Consider the following 19,182-nt stretch of genomic DNA (forward strand, 5'->3'; position numbering starts at 1 on the left):
AGGAAAAGCAATGTCAGTGGAAAAAACCAATACCTTGGTGATCGGCGCCGGCCAAGCCGGCATCGCGATGAGTGAGCACCTGGGCGCGATGGGCATTGACCACATCGTGCTGGAACGCAAGCGCATCGCCGAACGCTGGCGCTCTGAACGCTGGGACTCGCTGGTGGCCAACGGCCCCGCCTGGCACGACCGTTTTCCCAGCCTGAAGTTCGACGACATCGGCGCGGACGTGTTCCCGCCCAAGGAACGCATGGCGCAATATTTTGAAGACTACGCCAGGATGATCAATGCGCCCGTGCGCACCGGCGTCGAGGTCCTGCGTGTGCAACGCAACCAGAAGCGGCCCGGCTTCACCATCACGACATCGGATGGGGTATTTGAAGCGCTGCATGTCGTGACCGCAACCGGCGCATTTCAGATTCCCAGCTATCCAGCCATCGTGCCTGAAGACGCGGGCATTCAGCAGGTGCATTCATCGGCTTACAAAAACCCCGACCAGCTTGCCGACGGCGCGGTGCTGGTGGTGGGTGCGGGCGCTTCGGGCTCGCAGATTGCCGAGGAATTGCGCCGCGCGGGACGCACCGTGTACCTGTCCGTTGGCGAACACTATCGCCCGCCCCGTTCCTACCGCGAACGCGACTACTGCTGGTGGCTGGGCGCGCTGGGCATGTGGGACGAGGTCAAGAAAAAGCCCAAGCGCGAGCACGTCGCCTTTGCGGTCAGCGGCTACGACAACGGCAAAACCATCGACTTCCGCCGTCTGGCGCATGCGGGCATTCAGTTGGTCGGCATCACGCAGCGCTTTGAGAACGGCGTGATGGCATTCCAAGAGGGCTTGGCCGAGAACGTGGCGCAAGGCGATGCGGACTACTTTGAAGTGTTGCGCGAGGCCGACGCCTATATCGAACAGAACGGCCTGGACCTGCCGGCAGAACCCGAAGCCTGGGAATTGCTGGACGACCCCGACTGCCTGACAAACCCCATCCTTAGCCTGAACCTGGCGCAGGCCGGCATCACCAGCATCGTCTGGGCAACCGGCTTCAAGGTGGATTACCGCTGGATGGAAGTGGACGTGTTCGACGACCAGGGCTATCCGGTCCACAAGCGCGGCATCACCACTGAAAAAGGCATCTATTTTCTGGGCCTGCCGAACCAGTCGAACCGATCGTCGTCGTTTATCTGGGGTGTGTGGCACGACGCGAAATACATCGCGGACCACATCGGCATCCATCTGGACTATCTGGCGTATGAGAAGAACGGGGGAATGCCCACGGCTTGATTCCCCCTGTGCTCAGCCCAGGTACTCCACGTTGCCACACACCGAGATGCTCTGCCCGCTGATGACCGCGCCTTCGTCGGAACACAGGTAGGCCACTTGATTGGCCACGTCTTCGGGGCGGGTCATGCGGCGTAGCGAGACTTTCTCGACCAGTTGTTCGCGCATCACGTCGTTGCTGACGCCGCCCGCCTGTGCGCGGGCGGCAATGACGCGCTCGACGCGATCGCCCGACACCACGCCCGGCAGCACGGAGTTGACGCGAATATTGGACGGCCCCAGTTCCATGGCCCACGTCTGCGTCAACCCGGCCAGACCGAACTTGCTGGCGCTGTAAGGGCTACGCAGCGAAAAGCCCAGGCGGCCCGCCACCGACGAAATATTGATGATGGCGCCGCCACCGGCCGCCCGCAACAAGGGCACGGCGCTGCGCGCGCACAGGAAGGTGCCGGTCAGGTTCACGTCCAGCGTGTTTTGCCAGGCGTCCAGCGTGGTGTCTTCCAGCCGGCTGGTAGGGCCGGACACGCCCGCGTTGTTGATCAGGGCGTCAAGCTTGCCCCAGCGCGCGGCCAAGTCCGCGAACATGGCCGCCACCTGCGCTTCGCTGGACACGTCTGTCACGCTTACCGTCATACGCGGGTTGGCGCTGCGTGCCGCCTCGCAGGCTGCCGCGTCCACGTCGCAGATGTGCACCTCGGCGCCGGACGCCAGGAATTTCTGCGCGATGGCCAAGCCGATGCCCTGCGCGCCCGCAGTGATCAGGACGCGCTTGCCCTTCAAGGATTCAATCATGATGTCTCGTCAACGTTAAGGCGTTCAGACCGCGAACTCGGGGCGGATGCCGCTTTGCAAGGGCAAGCCCATGATCTCGCGCGCTTCGGCCGGCGTGGCGGGCTCCATGTCCATTTCGCGGATGATGCGCACGATGCGCTCGGTCAGTTGAACGTTGGTGGCCAGTTCGCCGTGCCGGTAGTACAGGTTGTCTTCCAGACCCACACGCGCATGGCCGCCCAGCAGCAACGCGCTGATGTTGGCCTCAAGCTGCGACGGACCAATACCGCTGACGCAAAAAATGCTGTTCTTCGGCAGCAGGTCCACCATCATTTGCAGATGCCGGGGCGAGAACGGCATCGCGTTCTGAAAATTGCGGTGCACGTTCATGACCAGGTTGATGAAATGCGGCCCTTCGTCCAGCCCTTCATCAATCAGCGTCGTGGCGTCTTGCAGGATGTGCGTGGGGCTGAAGACTTCCCACTCGGGCTTGATGCCGCGCGCCTTCATGCCGGCCGCCAGTTCACGCGCCTTGCTCAGCGGCGTATTCATCAGGTATTCGCGGTCGCCAAACGCCAGGTTCAGCGTGGTGGCGTCCAGCGTGCACATTTCGGCGCCGGCATCCATGCCCTTGAGCCGCTCTTCCCACAAGATTTCCCAGGTGCCGGGCGAGGTTTCCTTCACCATGTCGCCATGCACACCGCCCCCGGTGGAGTTGTTCAGCACGATGTCGCAGCGCTCGCGGATGCGCTGATTCATATCGCGGTAGATAGCCGGGTCGCATGTGGCTTGGTCGTCGGGCCGGCGCGCGTGCAGCGCCACCACGCTGGCGCCCGCGTTGTAGCAGCGGTAGACGTCCTCGGCGATTTCAGCCGGTTGCGTCGGCAGGTGCGGGTTCTGGGTCTTGAATGCCATGCCCCCGGTCGGGGCGATGGTTACGATGACTTTACGTTTGGCCATGGGGGTCTCCGGTTCACTTCCACAGCGCGCAGCGGCTTTCGGCTTTCTTGGTGAAGGCCTCGTTACCGTCAATGGTCTGCAGCACCTTGAAGTAGTCCCAAGCCTCTTTGGACTCGTCCGGCGTCTTCACTTGCAACAGGTACATGTCGTGGACCACTCGGCCATCCGGACGCACCACGCCATCCTTGATGTACATGTCATTCAACTTGTTCTCGCGCAGGTATGCCAGCACGCGGTCACCGTCGTCCGTGCCCAGGGCCTTGACCGCGCGCAGGTATTGCAGCGCCGCGGAATAGTCGGCCGCTTGCAGCGACGACGGCATGGCGTTGCGGCGTTCAAAGAACTTCTGGCTCCAGGCGCGGGTCGCATCCGATGCGTTCCAGTACCAGCTATCGGTCAGGTACAGGCCCTGCGTGGCGGGCAAGCCCATGGCGTGGATGTCGTTGATGAACATGATCATGCCCGCCAGCTTCATCGTCTTGGTCACGCCGAATTCGTTGGCGGCCTTGATGGCGTTGGTGGCGTCGGCACCGGCATTCGCCAAGGCAAGAATCTCTGCCTTGCTGGCTTGCGCCTGCAACAGGAACGACGAGAAATCGTTGGCCGACAAGGGATGCTTGACCGATCCCACGACCTTGCCGCCGCCCGCCTCGACCACCTTCGTCGTGTCCGCTTGCAGCGCGTGGCCGAAGGCGTAATCGGCCGTCAGGAAATACCAGCTTTTACCGCCCGCCTTGACCACCGCCGCCCCCGTGCCACGCGCCAGCGCGACCGTGTCGTAGGCATAGTTCAAGGTGTAGGGCGTGCACTGTTCATTGGTCAGCGTGGGTGCGCCCGCGCCCACCACGATGATGGGTTTCTTCTTGTCGGCCGCCACCTTGGACATGGCCAGCGCGGTGCTGGAATTGGTGCCGCCGATCAACATGTCCAGCCCGCGCTGGTCCAGCCATTCACGCGCCTTGGCCGATGCGATGTCTGCCTTGTTCTGGTGGTCCGCCGTCAACAGTTCGATCTTCTTGCCGTTGATCTCGCCGCCCATTTCCTCGATAGCCATCTTGATGGCTTCCGCCCCACCCGGGCCGTCGGGGCCGGAGTACACGCCGGACAGGTCGGTGATGAACCCAATTCGGATGACATCGTCCGAAATCTGCGCGTGGGCGGCGCTGGCGCCTAGCAGCGATACGGCGGCAGCGCAGGCGAGCGCGCTGCCGGACTTGATGCGTGGCATTGACAACATACCTGTCTCCTCTTATGTTTTTTGGCTCTTGATGCCTCAAGTATTCTGGGACGCCCCCCTTGCGCGTACAGTCATCATGGTGACAAAGCGGCCTAGGGTTTACCTGTGCGCCCTTTTCCCCTTTTGCCCTGTTGTTGAACGGAGAAACCATGCGTGGACCGCCCGCCAGCCAAGGCAGCCCGACAGCCGTACCCAAGCGCAAGCCGGCCGCGTGCCCGGTGGACAGGATGTTGAGCGTGGTGCCCTGGTACAACGGCCTGCCCGAGCTTGAGCGCAACCTGGTCCGCTCGGAACTGCGCACGGTGTCGCTGGCCACCGGCGAATACCTGTTTCGCGCGGGGTCTAAATCTTTGGGCTGGTATGGCGTGGTCGAAGGCCTGGTGAAATGGACCTCGCCCGGCGCGGACGGCAAGTCCCTGTCGCTGGCCGGCTTCAGCATCGGCAGTTGGTTTGGCGAAGCCACCATGCTGCGCCGCGAACGCTTTGAATATGAGGTGATTGCGCTACGCCCCAGCCGCATCGTCATCCTGCCGCGCGACACTTGCGAACGCCTGTGGAACCACAACATCGAATTCACCAAGGCATTGACGATGCACCTGGCGCAGCGAGTCAACTGGCTGATGGCCAGCTACACCGGCAACGTTCTGCTGGACGTGGACACCACTGTGGCCCGCGCCGTGGCCGCGCAATTCGATGCCGAACGCCATTCGGACACGCAGGGCCGATTGAAAATATCCCAGGAAGAAATCGCCAGCCTGTGCGGGGTGTCCCGCCAGCGATGCAACGCCGCGCTGACGCGGCTGGCGCGCGCGGGGGTACTACGAACGCACTACGGCGGCATGACGATTCTGGATAAGGACGCGCTGTATCAACGGGCGTTGATTGACGATGATTCCGGCGATTCGCCGAGTATGATGCGCCGCTGACCGATGGGAGATTCATTGACATTCGACGACCACAAGGGCAAAAGCTTGCCCCGGAAGGTGGGGCTGCGCGTTGCTTTGCGGGCCTTGCTCGTGCTCTTGCCCGTGCTCTGCCTCTTGCTGGGTTGGGCAGGCTGGACGATCCTGAAATCGCCCTACGAACCCAAGGGCGCGACCTCCACCGCCTCGGCATTCATTCAGGATATCCACCAGGAAAACTGGCAACGCGCCCATGACCTGACATTCAAGAACGGCTACACCGGGCGCAACCTGGATGAACTGCGCCGCGTCGCGGCCCGCCAATTCTGCGGGCGTGTGTCCGTGCTGAAATCCTGGCATCCCCCACAAACCCATGGCAACCGGCTGCGCCGCTGGCTAAACGGCGTGGCCGTGGATCAAGACCAGGTGTGGGTGGAATTCGATGACGCGGCGACGGGATGCATGATGACGTTCGAGATGCGGCTTGGCAAAGACAGCCAGTGGAAGGTCTTCAACTTCCAGAGCCATGCGGGGTGATGGCTCGTTAAGCAAATGCGGAATCGAAATCCACTAAATCGGTGCTCTGCATTCCTAAGCCCTTGGCAACCAGGCGCCAGCTATCGACGGCTTGCGCGACTTCTGCCCAAATAGCCACCGCTTCCTCCGTCTCCAATCTGAAGTAAGGCGCCCCTTCCATCAGCACGTCCCGGCTGTCAATGGGTCCGGAGTCTTCGGTTAGCCATGTCTTGCTCTCGCGACGGTCTCCAGGCATCGGATTCAGGTCAAATGCTGGCGACAAACGCCATCCATGGTTGCGCGCGTCATACAGAAACCCGGTATTGCGCAAATGGTCGTCCGTGTTGCAGATCAGAAAGTTGAAGACCAGCCGGCGCCACAACTGATGGATATCGGCAATCGGATTGGCGCCGTACTGCAACAGGACGTCCACCAATTCCGTATATGCCTGAGCCGTGTCGCGGCCATCAGACTGCAGCATCGTCGCGGCCGACACGTAGGGTATACGGCCGCCATCAGCGGCGCGGTCGAATCGCCGAATGATGGCGACTGCCGTTTCATTGATCAGCTCCACGCGCGCCGCAGCCGCTCTGATGCCCGCCTTGGCCGCAAGCTGCATAGCGAGCACCTCGCCGCGAATCACGTCGCGCTTGTCCGCCTGGCTGGGAAATTTTCCCAGGGCCAGACGGCCATCGGTATCTCGAACGGTCGACTTGGGCCGGGCCCCGCCCAACGAGGTGCCTTGCCCAAGCAGATATTGCAGGTCCTGCGCGCTCTCAGTGCCGGCCTCTAACGCGCGGGCCGCTTGCACGACCTTGCCCAACTCCACCAACGGCGGTACGTGCCAATGCGTTCCACCCGAGCGCAAATAGACCCTAGATGTACCTCCAGATCCTGACGCCGCGATGCCTTGGTAGCCATCAGAAGCCCTCCAATTCATCGGTGTCATCCACTGCGCCCTCTTTGGCGGCAGCAGAACGCGCAGCGCGCGCGTTGCCCTGAGAGGTTCGGACCCGTTGGGGCAGTTGTTCCCGCACCAGTTCCATGCCCAGGGAGTCATTTTCGGTAGCCATCACCTTCACCATCTCGTCAAGACGGCCAAGCACGTGCAAAGCACGTAGGAAGGTATTCAAGGCGGTGCCGGGATAGCCATCTTCCATGCGCCTCACGGTACTCAGTGATGTACCAATACGCTGCGCCAAGTCTTCCTGGCTCAAGCGGCGCACACGGCGCGCCGTGGAGATGTCTTGCCCAAGGCGGTGCAACGCGCGGTCTACCGGCCGTGGCATGGCCACGCGTGGGCCCAGCGTCTTTTGCTCGGAAGATGGCATACGTGCACCTGCTCAGATATGGACAAAAATAGCCATTAGGCATTCATATTTGAGCATACAGGCAGTTCATGAGCAATCGAATAAATAGAAATAAAGGTTCATATATGAGCCGTTAAATCACTATTCAATTCATATCTGAATAATAGTACCCACGAACAATCATGCCCAATGACCCGCTGGCCAAGTATGGGCCAAAAGGTACTTGATGGAAAAGGTGCGGACAGCGCCAGCCGGGGCCACTCAAAAGCAGCGGAGAAATCTAAAAGGGTTTTGGAGCGGGTGAAGGGAATCGAACCCTCGTATGAAGCTTGGGAAGCTGCCGTTCTACCATTGAACTACACCCGCTCGGGTGTCGTGCCACGGCGCTTGGCCGGGGCAGAGCCGGGGATTATAGCGCGGGTTTTTCAGATTCCACGGGCGATTTTTGCGTGCCTTTTCGGCGGTATGGACCTTCGGAACTAAATACGTCCCCAATTTAGTCCATCCAGCCGACTCCGCCCCGCCGCACCTGCCACTACAATTCGAGGCTATGAAACCCAACAACCCCGCGAACCCCTCCGCGGACACCCCCGCGACGCCTTCCGTGAACACCTCCGACACCCCCGCCGATTCCTCCGCTTCGGCGCCTGCCACCGCCCCCGTTTCCTCCGAAACCCAGGCGGCATTGGCCAGCACGGCCCACGCGCCGAACAGCCCTGGCGCCACGCACATCCGCAGCTTCGTGCATCGCCGTGGCCATATCACCCAGGGCCAGTTGGCCGCGCTGGAACGTCTGATGGGCGAATGGTCCATTCCGTACACGCCCCGCCGCCTGGATCCCGCCGCCGCGTTTGGCCGTCAAGCGCCGACGGTGCTGGAGATTGGCTTCGGCATGGGCGAGACCACCGAGAAGATCGCGCTGGCGCGCCCGGACGACAATTTCCTGGGCGTGGAAGTGTTCAATGCCGGCGTCGGTTCGCTGCTGCGCCGCATTGAAGATTCCAAGATCACGAACCTGCGCATCATTCAGCATGACGCCGTGGAAGTCGTGCGCGACATGATCGCGCCGGACTCGCTGGCCGGCGTGCACGTGTACTTTCCGGATCCGTGGCCCAAGAAGCGCCACCACAAGCGCCGCCTGCTGCAGCCGGCGTTCGTGTCGCTGTTGGCCAGCCGCATCGCGCCGGGTGGCTATATCCACTGCGCCACCGACTGGGAAGACTACGCCGTACAAATGCTGGAAGTGCTTGGCGGCGAACCGCTGCTGGCCAATACGGCGGACGGCTACGCGCCCCGCCCCGATTACCGCCCCCTGACCAAATTCGAGACACGCGGCCTGCGCCTGGGCCACGGCGTCTGGGACCTGATCTTCAAGCGAGTCGCCTAATGCTCTATCCGCCGATCGAACCCTACCGCCACGGCATGCTGGATACCGGAGACGGCCACCAGATCTATTGGGAAATGTCGGGCAATCCGAACGGCAAGCCCGCTGTGTTCCTGCATGGTGGGCCGGGCAGCGGTTGTTCGCCCGTGCATCGCCAGCTGTTCGATCCGCAGCGCTACAACGTGCTGCTGTTCGATCAACGCGGTTGCGGCCGGTCCAAGCCGCACGCCAGCCTGGACAACAACACGACCTGGCATCTGGTGTCCGACATCGAGCGGCTGCGCACCGAGATCATGGGCGTGGAAAAGTGGCTGGTGTTCGGCGGTTCGTGGGGCTCGACCCTGGCGCTGGCTTATGCGGAAACGCATCCGTCTCGCGCCAGCGAACTGGTCGTGCGCGGCATCTTCGGCCTGCGGCGCGCGGAGATCCAATGGTTCTACCAGGAAGGCGCGTCGTGGCTGTTTCCGGACCGTTGGGAAGAATACCTGGCGCCCATTCCGGAAGCCGAGCGCGGCGACCTGGTGGCGGCGTATCACAAGCGTCTGACGGGCAATGACCCGGCCGAGCAACTGCGCGCCGCCAAGGCCTGGAGCAAGTGGGAAGACAGCACCATCACCTTGCTGCCCAGCCCGCGCCACCAGCAAAGCCACGCCGCCGATCGCGCCGCGCTGGCATTTGCGCGCATCGAAAACCATTACTTCGTGAACGCGGGCTTCATGGAAGAAGGCCAGTTGATTCGCGACGCGCACAAGCTGCGCGGCATTCCGGGCACCATCGTGCAAGGCCGCTACGACGTCTGCACGCCGGCCCGCACGGCCTGGGACCTGCATCGCGCCTGGCCGGAAGCGGATTTTCATCTGGTGCCCGACGCGGGCCATGCCTTTGATGAACCCGGCACGCTGGCGCGCCTGCTCGCCGCCACCGACGCTTACGCAAAACAGTGAGGACACCGGACATGCACATCACCCTGAATGGCGACGCGCGCGAATTTCCCTTGGACACCACCGTGATTGAACTGCTGCAAACGCTGGGCTATGCCGGCAAGCGCGTCGCGGTGGAACGTAATGGCGAGATCGTGCCCAAGAGCCAGCACGAACAGACCACGCTGGCCGATGGCGACCAGATTGAAATCGTGGTGGCGGTGGGCGGCGGCTGAAAGCCCTTATCCACCGTTCCCGCGGCGCGAACCGGCGCCGCAACCCGCAAAGGCCGCTGTCAGTTCAGCGGCCTTTTGCGTGGGTGATCACAGAGAAGCGGACCGCGCATGGCATCCCGCGCCCGATGCGGTTTGCGCTTGCCGCCCGACACGCACTGCAAAGTGGCGAGCATTGTTGCGTAGTCTGCCATGCGGCTAGCAACCTGTTACACCATACCCTCTCGTCTCGCGGCGATTACGCGAGTAATAATCGTTGCTGCTGGCGTTGTAGGTTGTCGTGTTGTTGTTCTGGCGTTGCACATCGCCCCATTGGGGCAAGGAGGCATCATGAACACCGCGGTCATCATCAATCTTCTCATCCAGCTCGTTGCTGGCGCAGCGGGCGGTAATGGACTGGGAAAAATGCTCCAGCAGTTCAATTTGGGTCCCCTGGGCAACACCATCGCGGGCGCCATCGGCGGCTTGGCCGGCGGTTCGTGGCTGGCGCCCATGATCACCGCCGGGGCGGGCGCCGCCACGGCGGCCAACACGGGGATGGATCTTTCAGCGATAGCGGGCAGTGTGGTGGGCGGCGGTGTGGGTGGTGCCGTGCTGACCTTGATTGCCGGCATCGTACGCAAGATGTTCGTGGGCCGCGCGCCCTGATGGCAATTCGTTTTTTCACCGCAACATAGATAAAGGAAACACGATGGGTCTGCTCAATTTCATCAAGGACGTAGGCGAAAAGCTCTTCGGCGCCAGCGAGGCCAAAGCCGCGACAGCGGACGAGTTGAAGAAAGAGCTGGATAAGCACGGCCTGAACGCGGATGGCCTGCAAATCTCGGTGGATGGCGACAAGGTCACGGTGGCTGGCGAGGCGCTCAGCACGGAAGACGCCGAGAAGATTTCGCTGGCGCTAGGCAACACCGTGGGCGTGGCGGCGGTGGACAACCAGTTGAAGGTGAAGCAGGCCACGCCTGAAGCCAAGATGTACACGGTGCAAAAGGGCGACAACCTGTGGAAGATTGCCGAAGCGCAGTACGGCAAGGGCCAGGGCGCGAAGAACACGGTGATTTTCGAAGCCAACAAGCCGATGCTGACGAGCCCGGACAAGATCTACCCGGGCCAGGTGCTGCGCATTCCGCCGCTGCCGTAAGCGGTCACTGAACTCGACAAGCCGGAGAACACCCATGCGTTTTCCGGATTGTGTCGCGGCACGGCTCCCCCTGCCTGCCGCGATTGCTTGGCCAGACGCAATGTCTGGCCATTTTTTTAACTAGCCCCCTCGGGGGGCAGGAAGCGCACGCAGTGCGCGCACCGTGGGGGCCTTACTTCATTCCAAAACGGCCCAAACCCTTCATGCCGCCCATGGCGCGCATCATCTTTGCCATGCCGCCCTTCTTCATCTGCTTCATCATCCCCTGCATCTGCTCGAACTGAGCCAGCAGGCGGTTGACCTCTTGGACCGGCACGCCGGAACCCGTGGCGATACGGCGCTTGCGAGACGCCTTGATCAATTCAGGCTTGGCGCGTTCGGCGGCCGTCATGGAATTCAGGATGCCTTCCGTGCGGCGCAATTGCTTTTCGGCCTGGCCGCCTTGCAACTGACCCGCGGCCTGCTGGAACTGGGCCGGCAGCTTTTCAAGCAGCGAACCCATGTCGCCCAGCTTTTTCACCTGGCCCAGCTGTTCGCGGAAATCGTTCAGGTCGAACTTGTTGCCCGACTTGATCTTGGCCGCCAGCTTTTGCGCATCGGCGATGTCGATGTTCTTCTGCGCCTGCTCGACCAGCGACACGATGTCGCCCATGCCCAGCACCCGTTGCGCCATGCGGTCGGGGTAGAAAGGTTCCAGGCCGTCCAGTTTTTCGGACACGCCGACAAATTTCAGCGGTTTGCCAGTCACGTGGCGCACCGACAGGGCCGCGCCGCCACGGGCGTCGCCGTCCAGCTTGGTCAGCACCACCCCGGTCAGGGGCAGCGCGTCCGCGAAGGCGCGCGCAGTGTTGACCGCGTCCTGGCCCTGCATGGCGTCCACCACGAACAACGTTTCCACCGGCTTGACCAGATCATGCAGCGCGCGGATTTCGCGCATCATGGCTTCGTCGATGCCCAGGCGGCCGGCCGTGTCCAGGATCAGCACGTCGTAATGGTGACGGCGAGCATGGTCCACCGCGCCGCGCGCGATGTCTTCGGGTTTCTGGCTGGGGTCGGACGGCAGGAAGTCCACCCCCACCTGCGCGGCCACGCTTTTCAGCTGGTCGATAGCGGCGGGGCGATACACGTCGGCGGACACCACCAGCACTTTCTTCTTGCCGGTCTTGCGGCCGTGCTGCGTGTGCTGCCCTTCGGACAGCCAGCGCGCCAGCTTGCCGGTGGTGGTGGTTTTACCGGCGCCTTGCAGGCCGGCCATCAGGATGACGGCGGGCGGCTGCACGGCCAGCGACAGTTCGTTGGAATCGGCGCCCAGGTCGCCGCCCATCAGGGCGGTCAGTTCCTTGTGGACCACGCCCACCAGGGCCTGGCCCGGGCTGAGGCTGGCCGCCACTTCTTCACCCAGCGCTTTTTCCTTCACGCGGGCGACAAATTCACGCACGACGGGCAGCGCCACGTCGGCTTCCAGCAGCGCCATGCGCACTTCGCGCAGCATCTCCTGGGTGTTGGCCTCGGTCAGGCGGGCTTCACCGCGCAGCGTCTTGACGACACGCGAAAGGCGTTGAGTTAGGTTATCGAGCATGAGAGGCGTTTCCGCTTAAACTAGTTGATTGAACGGTGGCCGCAGGCGCGGATTCTGCGCTTTCGGGTGGCACGCACCCCAAGGCCCCATCCAGACAACGGTTTTTATGTCACTAGGCATTGTATTTCACACAGCGGCTGCCTTGGCGTACGCAGTGCTAGGGGGGTCGCTCTGGGTCCGCCTGGCCGGCGCCGGGGAAGTGGAGCGGACGGGCAGAATTGGCCGTCTGTGCCTGCTGGGGGCCTTGGTCCTGCATGGAATCGGGCTGCAACAATCCATGCTGGGCGCCCAGCACCTGTTCATTGGGTGGGCACTGGCCCTGTCCGCGGCCATCTGGCTGGGCATGGTGGTGTTCTGGCTGGAAAGCCTGCTGGTGCGCATCGACGGCTTGCAATTGCTGCTGTTGCCCGCCGCCGCCATCGCCAGCGCCCTGGCCGCCGTGTTTCCCCAAGGGCAATTCGTGCCCCACGCCGATAGCGCCTGGCTGCGCGTGCACCTGCTGATCGCCCTGGCCGCCTATGGCCTGATCACCATCGCCGCCCTGCACGCCATGATGATGGCTTTGCTTGACCGCCATCTGCACCGCCCGCTTGACGCCCCCGCCGAACGCAGCATCATTGGCCGCGTGCTGGACTCCCAGCCGCCGCTGTTGGTGCAGGAACAACTGCTGTTCCGTATTATCTGGATCGGTTTCATCGTGCTGACCCTCGCGGTGGGCTCGGGGTCGGTGGCGTCAATGAAGCTGACGGGCATGATCCTGCCGTTTGACCACAAGACCGTCTTCACCCTGCTGTCCTGGCTGACGTTCGGCGTGCTGCTTGCCGGCCGCCATGTGTGGGGCTGGCGCGGGCGCGTTGCGCTGCGCTGGACCTTGACGGGGTTTGGTTTCCTGATTCTGGCGTATACCGGCAGCCGGTTCGTGCTGGAAATGATTCTGCATCGAGGCTGACGTGGGCAAGTTGTTGTTCTGGATCGTTTTGATCATCGCGGTGCTGTTCGTGGCCCGCATCGCCGCCCGCATGGCGGCGGCGCGCCAGGAGGGCGACCCGCCCAAGGCCCGCAACCCGCCGGCCCCGGCCAAGCTCGCGCCCGAATCCATGGTGCGATGCGCGCACTGCGGCATCCATCTGCCCCGGTCCGAAGCCGTGCTGCTGAACGGGCACACCTGGTGCGGCACCGAGCACGCAAAGCTGGGCCCCGCCAAAAAGTAAGCGGCGGGCAGGCGGCAGCTTCGGCGCCACCGGCAGCGTTTTACGCGCTCGCCCTTGCAGAATCACGGATTTGGGACGCGGCGGCGACCACGGCATAATGCCCGTTGGATTCACCACGCATGTTCTCTCTTATGGCTCTGCTTCTGGATCGACATGGCTGGCTGGCGCCGGCCCCGGGTGTAACCCTCCTGCCCTCGCCCAACCGCGACGCGCGCCCTAGCGACGCGCAAGTGTCGTTGCTGGTGCTGCACAACATCAGCCTGCCGCCGGGCAAGTTCGGCGGCCCCGAAGTCGCCGGGCTGTTCCTGAACACGCTTGACTACGCTTCGCACCCCTGGCTGGAACGCCTGCGCGGCTTGCGCGTGTCGGCCCACTTTTTTATTCGCCGCGATGGGCGCATCATTCAGTTCGTGTCCACCGACCAACGCGCCTGGCACGCCGGCGTGTCGCGCTTTGGCAAGCGCGAACGCTGCAACGACTTTTCGATTGGCATCGAACTGGAAGGCACGGACACCCTGCCCTACACCGATGAACAATACCTGGCGCTGCGCAAGCTGACGCGGGTGCTGCGCGTGCGCTACCCCTTGGCCGCGGCCCGAGGACACGAACACATTGCCCCGGGGCGCAAGACCGACCCCGGGCCGGCTTTCAACTGGACGCGTTTTTCGCGCGACAGCGGCTTTGCGCGGCGGCAGTTGCCGCCCGTCTGACCCTACTCAAGGACTGGTTATGTTGAAGATCTGGGGACGCCTGACGTCCGTCAACGTGCAGAAAGTGATGCTGGCCGTGCGCGAACTGGCGCTGCCGCACACCTTCGTACAGGCCGGCGGACCCTTCGGCGTGAACGACACGCCGGAATTCGCCAAGCTCAACCCGAACCGCACCGTGCCGGTCATCGACGATGGCGGCTTCGTGCTGTGGGAATCGAACGCCATCGTGCGCTACCTGGCCTCGCGCTACGGCGTGGGCACGCTGTGGCCCGAAGACGCCTGCCTGCGCGCGGATGCCGACCGTTGGATGGACTGGCAGGCCACCGAATGGCAAGGCGCCATGGGCCCCGCCTTTCTGGGGCTGATCCGCACGCCCGAAGACAAGCGCGACCACGCCGCCATTGAAAACTCGGTCAAGCGTTCCAACGCACGAGCCCTGATCCTGGATCAGGCCCTGCAAGGCCGCGAGTTCATCGTTGGCCGCCACCTGACCATGGGCGACGTCGCGCTGGTTTGCGCGGCCCACCGCTGGCTGGCCATGCCCATTGAACGCCCCGACACCCCGGCGCTGTCCGCCTGGTACCGTCGCGTGATGATGCGCCCCGCCCCCCAAGGCGTGCTGACGCTTCCGCTGGAATAGCGCGTATTGCGTTGTTATTCCCGACTCGTAGGATGGGTGGAGCGCGATAAACAGGTGCGTAGAACACCACTGCGGATCGCGCGAAACCCATCAAACAACAAAGGCGATGTGGCTGCTTCCCCTTAGGATCAGACGATGTGGCTGGTTCGGCTTCGGATCAGGCGTTGTTTGATGGGTTTCGCGCGATCCGCGGTTGCGTTTTTGCGTGCGACCTCGCGCGCTACACCCATCCTACGTTCAGCCGCGGTCCACCTTCCAGCCCATTTCCGCCGAGATGCCCGCCGCCGCGTCCTGCACCACGGGGATCATGTCGCGCATGCGCTCCAGGGACATGTACGGCACCGTGCTGGACACGCTGATCGCCGCCACGATGCCGCTTGAGGCATCGCGCACGGGCGCCGCCACGCAGCGGATCGACGGCTCGTTGTCTTCCAGGTCAAACGCATAGCCTTGCGCCGCGTATTCGCGCATGCGGTCGCGGAACGCTTCCCAGGTCTGCTGGCCGCCCGGCGCGCGCGACGATACCGGCGCGCCAATGCGATGCAACGCCTTCCATTGCGGTTCTTCGGTGTCCAGCAGCAGCGCCTTGCCCACGCCCGTGGCGGCTAGCGGCATGCGATGCCCCACGCGCGACCGCATCTCCAGCCCTTTCTTGCCCGAGATCTTTTCCAGGTACAGCACGTCGTCGTTGTCACGCACGGCCAGATGGATGGTGTCGCCGGTCTGTGCCGCCAATGCGTCCAGGTAAGGGCGCGCCAGAGTCGCCATGGGAAACGCTTCGCGCGCCTGGAAACCCAGCTCGATCAGCTTCGGCCCCAGCACATACCCCACGCCTGGCAAGGCCCGCAGATAGCGTTCCTGCACCAGGCAACTGGCCAGCCGGTGCGTGGTGCTGCGCGCCACGCCGATACGGGCGCAGATGTCTTTCAGGTCACGCGCACCGGCCGCCACCGCCTGCACCACGGCCAGGCCTCGCATCAGCGTCTGAGTACCAGCAGGGGCGACGGCGTCGGGGTCCAAGGTGGGAAAGGGCATTGCAGGCGGGGTGGCGGTCATGAAACGTGAATACACAGCGAGAACGGGAGCAAGCATAGCCGGGATGGCGCAGGGCGGCGATGCGGATGCGGCGGGGTGGCCGGGTGGCGGCCCCCATGGCACGGAGGCAAAGGCGACGGCGGCTTGGTTACCACTGCACTTATTCCCTGTATATGGGATTTAATTCTACATTTTGAGATTTTTCAAGCACTGATCTAGAATTTTTTCCCAGCGCGCGCCGGGCGGAATAAAGGCCCGGCGCGCAACAAGACAACAAGGCCGCCGCGCCCCGTATTGCCCCTCTTGCCCGCGCCGCTACCGGCGCCGCCGGGCACGCTGCATGGGCAAGCAATCGGGCAAGGCGGCCAACGATGAGACACATCTGATGACACCCGCCACACCCGCCCGCGCGGCGCTTATCGCGCTGGATTGGGGCACCTCTTCACTACGCGCTTACCGGCTGGACGACACGGGTGGCACGCTGGACACCCGGCATCTGCCCTGGGGCATCATGCGCCTGCCGCAACCCTTGCAGGATGGCGCGGCCAGCACCGCCCTGTCCGGCTTCGATCTGGCGTTTGAACAGGCTTGCGGCGACTGGCTGCGCGCAGAGCCGACGCTGCCTGTCATTGCCTGCGGCATGGTCGGCAGCGCCCAGGGCTGGCAGGAAGCGGCTTACCTGGACGTGCCCGTTGACCTGAAACGCATCGGCACCCTGCTGACGATGGTGGAACGCAAGAGCGCCGGCCCCAACGCCACCCCGCTGCACATCGTGCCCGGCCTGATCCAGCGCCACGGCTTGCCCAACGTGATGCGCGGCGAAGAAACCCAGGTGTTCGGTGTGATGTTCGATCAGGTGGGCGGCTGGGGTGCGAATTCGTCCGTCCACCCCGCCGACAGCGTGCTGATCGGCCTGCCCGGCACACATTCCAAGTGGGTCAACGCCCGCCGCGGCCGCGTCACGCATTTCAACACCTTCATGACGGGCGAGGTCTACGCCGCGCTGCGCGGCCACACCATCCTGGGCCGCACGATGAGCGATGCGCCCGCCGCCGAACAGGACGCCGACATCGCCGCCGACAGCAGCGCCTTCATGCGCGGCGTGAAGGTAGCCGGCGCCCCAGCCGGACGGGCCGGCGTGCTGTCCACCATCTTCAGCACGCGCGCGCTGGGCCTGACCGGCGAACTGGCGTCTTCCTTGCAAGCCGACTATCTCTCGGGCCTCTTGATTGGCCATGAAATTTTCGCGCTGGCCCAGATGCTGCGCGAGCAAGGCGAGCTGCCCCGCATCGTGCTGTGCGGCGACCCCGCGCTGTGCCAGCGGTACATCCTGGCCATGCAGCACTACGGCCTGGGCACGCCCGAACAGGCGCAAAACGCCACGGAACGCGGCTTGTGGCACCTGGCCCTCTGCGCCGGGCTGGTCAAGGCCGGGCAGATCAACACCGAGCGGGCCAAGCCTTCCCCCCATTCGGCATCCCTCTAGGAACCAGCACATGAACCACACCGGACTGCAAACCGCCATGGCCCAATGCGGCCTGATCGCCATCCTGCGCGGCATCCAGCCGCACGAAGCGGAAGACATCGGCAATGCACTGTACGACGCGGGCTTTCGCCTGATCGAAGTGCCGCTGAATTCGCCGGACCCGCTGGCCAGCATCCGCGCCATGCGCGCCGCACTGCCCACCGACTGCCTGATCGGCGCGGGCACCGTGCTCAAGCCCGATGACTGCGCGCGCGTGCAGGACGCGGGCGGTGAACTGATCGTCATGCCGCACAGCGACGCCGCCGTCATCCGCGCGGCCAAGAAACTGGGCATGGCGTCCTGCCCCGGCGTTGCCACGCCCACCGAGGCGTTTGCCGCGCTGGCGGCCGCCGCCGACGTGCTGAAGATGTTTCCCGCCGAACAGCTGGGCCCCGCCGTGCTGAAGGCCTGGCGCGCCGTGATGCGCCCGCCGATTGCGCTGGTGCCGGTGGGCGGCATCACGCCCGACAACCTTTCCGTTTTTGCTCAGGCCGGCGCCAGCGGCTTCGGCCTGGGCTCCGCCTTGTACAAACCCGGCCTGACGGCCACCGACGTCGGCCAGAACGCGCGCGCATTCGTCGCCGCCTGGCAACGCGCCTATTCCGCCCAGGAGACCCAAGCATGAAGATCACCAAGCTCACCACCTACATCGTGCCGCCCCGGTGGTGCTTCCTGAAAATCGAAACGGGTGAAGGCATCGTTGGCTGGGGCGAACCCGTGGTGGAAGGCCGCGCGCATTCGGTGGCCGCCGCCGTGGAAGAACTGTCCGACTACCTGATCGGCAAAGACCCGCGCAACATCGAAGACCACTGGACGGTGCTGTACCGAGGCGGCTTCTATCGCGGCGGCGCGATCCACATGAGCGCGCTGGCCGGCATCGACCAGGCGCTGTGGGACATCAAGGGCAAGCACCTGGGCGTGCCGGTGTCGCAATTGTTGGGCGGCAACGTGCGCGATCGCATCCGGGTGTATTCGTGGATAGGCGGCGACCGCCCGGCCGATACCGCCGCCGCCGCCAAGAGCGCCGTGGACCGTGGTTTTACCGCCGTGAAGATGAACGGCACGGAAGAACTGCAATACATCGATTCGTTCGACAAGGTGGATAAGTGCCTGGAGAACGTGGCCGCCGTGCGCCAGGCCGTTGGCCCCAACGTGGGCATCGGCGTGGACTTCCACGGCCGCGTGCACAAGCCCATGGCCAAGGTCCTGATGAAAGAGCTGGACCCGTTCAAGCTGATGTTCATCGAAGAGCCGGTGCTTAGCGAACACTACGAAGCCTTGAAGGAACTGGCGCCACTGACGTCCACCCCCATCGCGCTGGGCGAGCGCCTGTTCTCGCGCTGGGACTTCAAGCGCGTGCTGTCCGAAGGCTATGTAGACATCATCCAGCCCGACCCGTCGCACGCGGGCGGCATCACCGAAACCCGCAAGATCGCCGCGATGGCCGAAGCGTATGACGTGGCGCTGGCGCTGCATTGCCCGCTGGGTCCCATCGCGCTGGCTACCTGCTTGCAGATCGATGCCGGTTGCTACAACGCCTTCATCCAGGAACAAAGCCTGGGCATTCACTACAACGCCGCCAACGACTTGCTGGACTACGTCAGCAACCGCGAAGTCTTCAAGTACGAAGACGGCATGGTCGCCATTCCGCAAGGCCCGGGCTTGGGCATCGAAGTGAATGAGGAATACGTGAAGGAACGCGCCGCCGTGGGCCACCGCTGGCGCAACCCGATCTGGCGCCACGCCGACGGCAGCTTCGCCGAGTGGTAAGGCCAGCCCGATCACGCTGACTGACCGCCATGCGGCGCCCCATGCTTCTGTCACGAGCGCCGCTT

22 protein-coding genes and 1 tRNA gene are annotated in these 19,182 nt (G+C 63.7%); 15 read left to right on the forward strand and 8 right to left on the reverse strand.

Annotation, left to right across the window (positions count from 1 at the left end; translation table 11 throughout):
* The first annotated feature begins 10 nt into the window (after nucleotides 1–10).
* Nucleotides 11–1,279 (forward strand): flavin-containing monooxygenase, encoded by a 1,269-nt coding sequence (locus tag ELS24_RS26860; RefSeq protein ID WP_127185865.1) that lies wholly within the window; start codon nucleotides 11–13, stop codon nucleotides 1,277–1,279.
* 12 nt (nucleotides 1,280–1,291) lie between these two features.
* Here ELS24_RS26860 and ELS24_RS26865 read toward each other — a convergent pair whose 3' ends face one another.
* From ELS24_RS26865 to ELS24_RS26875, 3 genes are read right to left on the reverse strand one after another with little or no spacing between them, the layout of a single operon-like run.
* Nucleotides 1,292–2,068, reverse strand: coding sequence for an SDR family oxidoreductase (locus tag ELS24_RS26865; RefSeq protein WP_127185866.1), 777 nt, complete (start codon nucleotides 2,066–2,068; stop codon nucleotides 1,292–1,294).
* A gap of 24 nt (nucleotides 2,069–2,092) precedes the next feature.
* On the reverse strand, nucleotides 2,093–3,007 hold the full coding sequence (locus tag ELS24_RS26870; RefSeq protein ID WP_050445700.1) for a 3-keto-5-aminohexanoate cleavage protein: 915 nt from the start codon (nucleotides 3,005–3,007) through the stop codon (nucleotides 2,093–2,095).
* A 13-nt stretch (nucleotides 3,008–3,020) separates the two neighbouring features.
* Nucleotides 3,021–4,235 (reverse strand): ABC transporter substrate-binding protein, encoded by a 1,215-nt coding sequence (locus ELS24_RS26875; RefSeq protein WP_083447285.1) that lies wholly within the window; start codon nucleotides 4,233–4,235, stop codon nucleotides 3,021–3,023.
* 158 nt (nucleotides 4,236–4,393) lie between these two features.
* Here ELS24_RS26875 and ELS24_RS26880 point away from each other — a divergent pair, with 158 nt between their 5' ends.
* Nucleotides 4,394–5,170, forward strand: a complete 777-nt coding sequence (locus ELS24_RS26880) for a Crp/Fnr family transcriptional regulator (RefSeq protein WP_232311977.1) — start codon at nucleotides 4,394–4,396, stop codon at nucleotides 5,168–5,170.
* Between the two features lie 15 nt (nucleotides 5,171–5,185).
* Nucleotides 5,186–5,683 (forward strand): hypothetical protein, encoded by a 498-nt coding sequence (locus ELS24_RS26885; protein ID WP_127185867.1) that lies wholly within the window; start codon nucleotides 5,186–5,188, stop codon nucleotides 5,681–5,683.
* Between the two features lie 7 nt (nucleotides 5,684–5,690).
* Here the strand turns inward: ELS24_RS26885 and ELS24_RS26890 are convergent, their stop codons facing one another.
* The 3 genes from ELS24_RS26890 to ELS24_RS26900 form a co-directional block, all read right to left on the reverse strand.
* Nucleotides 5,691–6,473, reverse strand: coding sequence for a type II toxin-antitoxin system HipA family toxin (locus ELS24_RS26890; protein WP_240669397.1), 783 nt, complete (start codon nucleotides 6,471–6,473; stop codon nucleotides 5,691–5,693).
* Between the two features lie 109 nt (nucleotides 6,474–6,582).
* The gene (locus tag ELS24_RS26895; RefSeq protein ID WP_127185868.1) at nucleotides 6,583–6,993 is read right to left on the reverse strand and encodes a helix-turn-helix domain-containing protein; all 411 of its coding nucleotides are present in this window, start codon (nucleotides 6,991–6,993) and stop codon (nucleotides 6,583–6,585) included.
* Between the two features lie 271 nt (nucleotides 6,994–7,264).
* Nucleotides 7,265–7,338 (reverse strand) — tRNA-Gly (locus ELS24_RS26900).
* Nucleotides 7,339–7,522: 184 nt separating this feature from the next.
* Here ELS24_RS26900 and trmB point away from each other — a divergent pair.
* The 5 genes from trmB to lysM all read left to right on the forward strand — a co-directional run bounded on the left by trmB (nucleotide 7,523) and on the right by lysM (nucleotide 10,647).
* Nucleotides 7,523–8,359 carry a tRNA (guanosine(46)-N7)-methyltransferase TrmB gene (trmB, locus tag ELS24_RS26905; protein WP_050445697.1) on the forward strand — a complete coding sequence of 279 codons (837 nt, stop codon included), beginning with the start codon at nucleotides 7,523–7,525 and terminating at the stop codon, nucleotides 8,357–8,359.
* On the forward strand, nucleotides 8,359–9,300 hold the full coding sequence (gene pip / locus ELS24_RS26910; RefSeq protein ID WP_127185870.1) for a prolyl aminopeptidase: 942 nt from the start codon (nucleotides 8,359–8,361) through the stop codon (nucleotides 9,298–9,300). Before trmB ends, pip begins: the two co-directional genes overlap by 1 nt.
* Before the next feature lie 11 nt (nucleotides 9,301–9,311).
* The gene (gene thiS, locus ELS24_RS26915; RefSeq protein WP_050445695.1) at nucleotides 9,312–9,512 is read left to right on the forward strand and encodes a sulfur carrier protein ThiS; all 201 of its coding nucleotides are present in this window, start codon (nucleotides 9,312–9,314) and stop codon (nucleotides 9,510–9,512) included.
* A gap of 327 nt (nucleotides 9,513–9,839) precedes the next feature.
* Complete coding sequence (locus ELS24_RS26920; RefSeq protein WP_050445694.1) at nucleotides 9,840–10,157, forward strand: hypothetical protein; 318 nt, start codon at nucleotides 9,840–9,842, stop codon at nucleotides 10,155–10,157.
* A gap of 43 nt (nucleotides 10,158–10,200) precedes the next feature.
* Nucleotides 10,201–10,647: a peptidoglycan-binding protein LysM gene (gene lysM, locus ELS24_RS26925; RefSeq protein ID WP_050445693.1), complete on the forward strand. Its 447-nt coding sequence runs from the start codon at nucleotides 10,201–10,203 to the stop codon at nucleotides 10,645–10,647.
* Nucleotides 10,648–10,819: 172 nt separating this feature from the next.
* On the opposite strand, the gene ffh is transcribed toward lysM, so the two are convergent.
* On the reverse strand, nucleotides 10,820–12,226 hold the full coding sequence (ffh, locus tag ELS24_RS26930; protein WP_050445692.1) for a signal recognition particle protein: 1,407 nt from the start codon (nucleotides 12,224–12,226) through the stop codon (nucleotides 10,820–10,822).
* 106 nt (nucleotides 12,227–12,332) lie between these two features.
* Here ffh and ELS24_RS26935 point away from each other — a divergent pair, with 106 nt between their 5' ends.
* From ELS24_RS26935 to ELS24_RS26950, 4 genes are all read left to right on the forward strand, one after another.
* Complete coding sequence (locus ELS24_RS26935; protein WP_164741311.1) at nucleotides 12,333–13,175, forward strand: cytochrome C assembly family protein; 843 nt, start codon at nucleotides 12,333–12,335, stop codon at nucleotides 13,173–13,175.
* Between the two features lies 1 nt (nucleotide 13,176).
* Entirely contained in the window at nucleotides 13,177–13,437 is a 261-nt protein-coding gene (locus ELS24_RS26940; protein ID WP_050445690.1) for a PP0621 family protein, read from the forward strand.
* A 131-nt stretch (nucleotides 13,438–13,568) separates the two neighbouring features.
* Nucleotides 13,569–14,147, forward strand: a complete 579-nt coding sequence (gene ampD / locus ELS24_RS26945; RefSeq protein ID WP_050445689.1) for a 1,6-anhydro-N-acetylmuramyl-L-alanine amidase AmpD — start codon at nucleotides 13,569–13,571, stop codon at nucleotides 14,145–14,147.
* A gap of 19 nt (nucleotides 14,148–14,166) precedes the next feature.
* Nucleotides 14,167–14,787 (forward strand): glutathione S-transferase family protein, encoded by a 621-nt coding sequence (locus ELS24_RS26950; protein WP_050445688.1) that lies wholly within the window; start codon nucleotides 14,167–14,169, stop codon nucleotides 14,785–14,787.
* 237 nt (nucleotides 14,788–15,024) lie between these two features.
* Here ELS24_RS26950 and ELS24_RS26955 read toward each other — a convergent pair whose 3' ends face one another.
* Nucleotides 15,025–15,843 (reverse strand): IclR family transcriptional regulator, encoded by an 819-nt coding sequence (locus ELS24_RS26955; protein ID WP_083447282.1) that lies wholly within the window; start codon nucleotides 15,841–15,843, stop codon nucleotides 15,025–15,027.
* Between the two features lie 364 nt (nucleotides 15,844–16,207).
* On the opposite strand from ELS24_RS26955, the gene ELS24_RS26960 reads away from it, so the two are divergent.
* From ELS24_RS26960 to dgoD, 3 genes are read left to right on the forward strand one after another with little or no spacing between them, the layout of a single operon-like run.
* Nucleotides 16,208–17,308: a 2-dehydro-3-deoxygalactonokinase gene (locus ELS24_RS26960; RefSeq protein WP_127186484.1), complete on the forward strand. Its 1,101-nt coding sequence runs from the start codon at nucleotides 16,208–16,210 to the stop codon at nucleotides 17,306–17,308.
* A 10-nt stretch (nucleotides 17,309–17,318) separates the two neighbouring features.
* Nucleotides 17,319–17,972, forward strand: coding sequence for a 2-dehydro-3-deoxy-6-phosphogalactonate aldolase (locus ELS24_RS26965; RefSeq protein WP_127185871.1), 654 nt, complete (start codon nucleotides 17,319–17,321; stop codon nucleotides 17,970–17,972).
* Nucleotides 17,969–19,117, forward strand: coding sequence for a galactonate dehydratase (gene dgoD / locus ELS24_RS26970; RefSeq protein WP_127185872.1), 1,149 nt, complete (start codon nucleotides 17,969–17,971; stop codon nucleotides 19,115–19,117). The genes ELS24_RS26965 and dgoD overlap by 4 nt, the downstream gene beginning before the upstream one ends.
* The last annotated feature ends 65 nt before the right edge of the window (nucleotides 19,118–19,182 follow it).

Origin of the sequence: Achromobacter spanius, from assembly GCF_003994415.1 — a bacterium.
GTDB classification, from domain to species: domain Bacteria; phylum Pseudomonadota; class Gammaproteobacteria; order Burkholderiales; family Burkholderiaceae_B; genus Achromobacter; species Achromobacter spanius_C.

Excerpts from the sequence above, each read along its gene's own strand:
- ELS24_RS26860 (WP_127185865.1), top strand. The coding sequence starts at position 11 with ATGTCAGTGGAAAAAACCAATACCTTGGTGATCGGCGCCGGCCAAGCC.
- ELS24_RS26865 (WP_127185866.1), bottom strand. The coding sequence starts at position 2,068 with ATGATTGAATCCTTGAAGGGCAAGCGCGTCCTGATCACTGCGGGCGCG.
- ELS24_RS26870 (WP_050445700.1), bottom strand. The coding sequence starts at position 3,007 with ATGGCCAAACGTAAAGTCATCGTAACCATCGCCCCGACCGGGGGCATG.
- ELS24_RS26875 (WP_083447285.1), bottom strand. The coding sequence starts at position 4,235 with ATGCCACGCATCAAGTCCGGCAGCGCGCTCGCCTGCGCTGCCGCCGTA.
- ELS24_RS26880 (WP_232311977.1), top strand. The coding sequence starts at position 4,394 with ATGCGTGGACCGCCCGCCAGCCAAGGCAGCCCGACAGCCGTACCCAAG.
- ELS24_RS26895 (WP_127185868.1), bottom strand. The coding sequence starts at position 6,993 with ATGCCATCTTCCGAGCAAAAGACGCTGGGCCCACGCGTGGCCATGCCA.
- trmB (WP_050445697.1), top strand. The coding sequence starts at position 7,523 with ATGAAACCCAACAACCCCGCGAACCCCTCCGCGGACACCCCCGCGACG.
- pip (WP_127185870.1), top strand. The coding sequence starts at position 8,359 with ATGCTCTATCCGCCGATCGAACCCTACCGCCACGGCATGCTGGATACC.
- thiS (WP_050445695.1), top strand. The coding sequence starts at position 9,312 with ATGCACATCACCCTGAATGGCGACGCGCGCGAATTTCCCTTGGACACC.
- ELS24_RS26920 (WP_050445694.1), top strand. The coding sequence starts at position 9,840 with ATGAACACCGCGGTCATCATCAATCTTCTCATCCAGCTCGTTGCTGGC.
- lysM (WP_050445693.1), top strand. The coding sequence starts at position 10,201 with ATGGGTCTGCTCAATTTCATCAAGGACGTAGGCGAAAAGCTCTTCGGC.
- ffh (WP_050445692.1), bottom strand. The coding sequence starts at position 12,226 with ATGCTCGATAACCTAACTCAACGCCTTTCGCGTGTCGTCAAGACGCTG.
- ELS24_RS26935 (WP_164741311.1), top strand. The coding sequence starts at position 12,333 with ATGTCACTAGGCATTGTATTTCACACAGCGGCTGCCTTGGCGTACGCA.
- ampD (WP_050445689.1), top strand. The coding sequence starts at position 13,569 with ATGGCTCTGCTTCTGGATCGACATGGCTGGCTGGCGCCGGCCCCGGGT.
- ELS24_RS26950 (WP_050445688.1), top strand. The coding sequence starts at position 14,167 with ATGTTGAAGATCTGGGGACGCCTGACGTCCGTCAACGTGCAGAAAGTG.
- ELS24_RS26955 (WP_083447282.1), bottom strand. The coding sequence starts at position 15,843 with ATGACCGCCACCCCGCCTGCAATGCCCTTTCCCACCTTGGACCCCGAC.
- ELS24_RS26960 (WP_127186484.1), top strand. The coding sequence starts at position 16,208 with ATGACACCCGCCACACCCGCCCGCGCGGCGCTTATCGCGCTGGATTGG.
- ELS24_RS26965 (WP_127185871.1), top strand. The coding sequence starts at position 17,319 with ATGAACCACACCGGACTGCAAACCGCCATGGCCCAATGCGGCCTGATC.
- dgoD (WP_127185872.1), top strand. The coding sequence starts at position 17,969 with ATGAAGATCACCAAGCTCACCACCTACATCGTGCCGCCCCGGTGGTGC.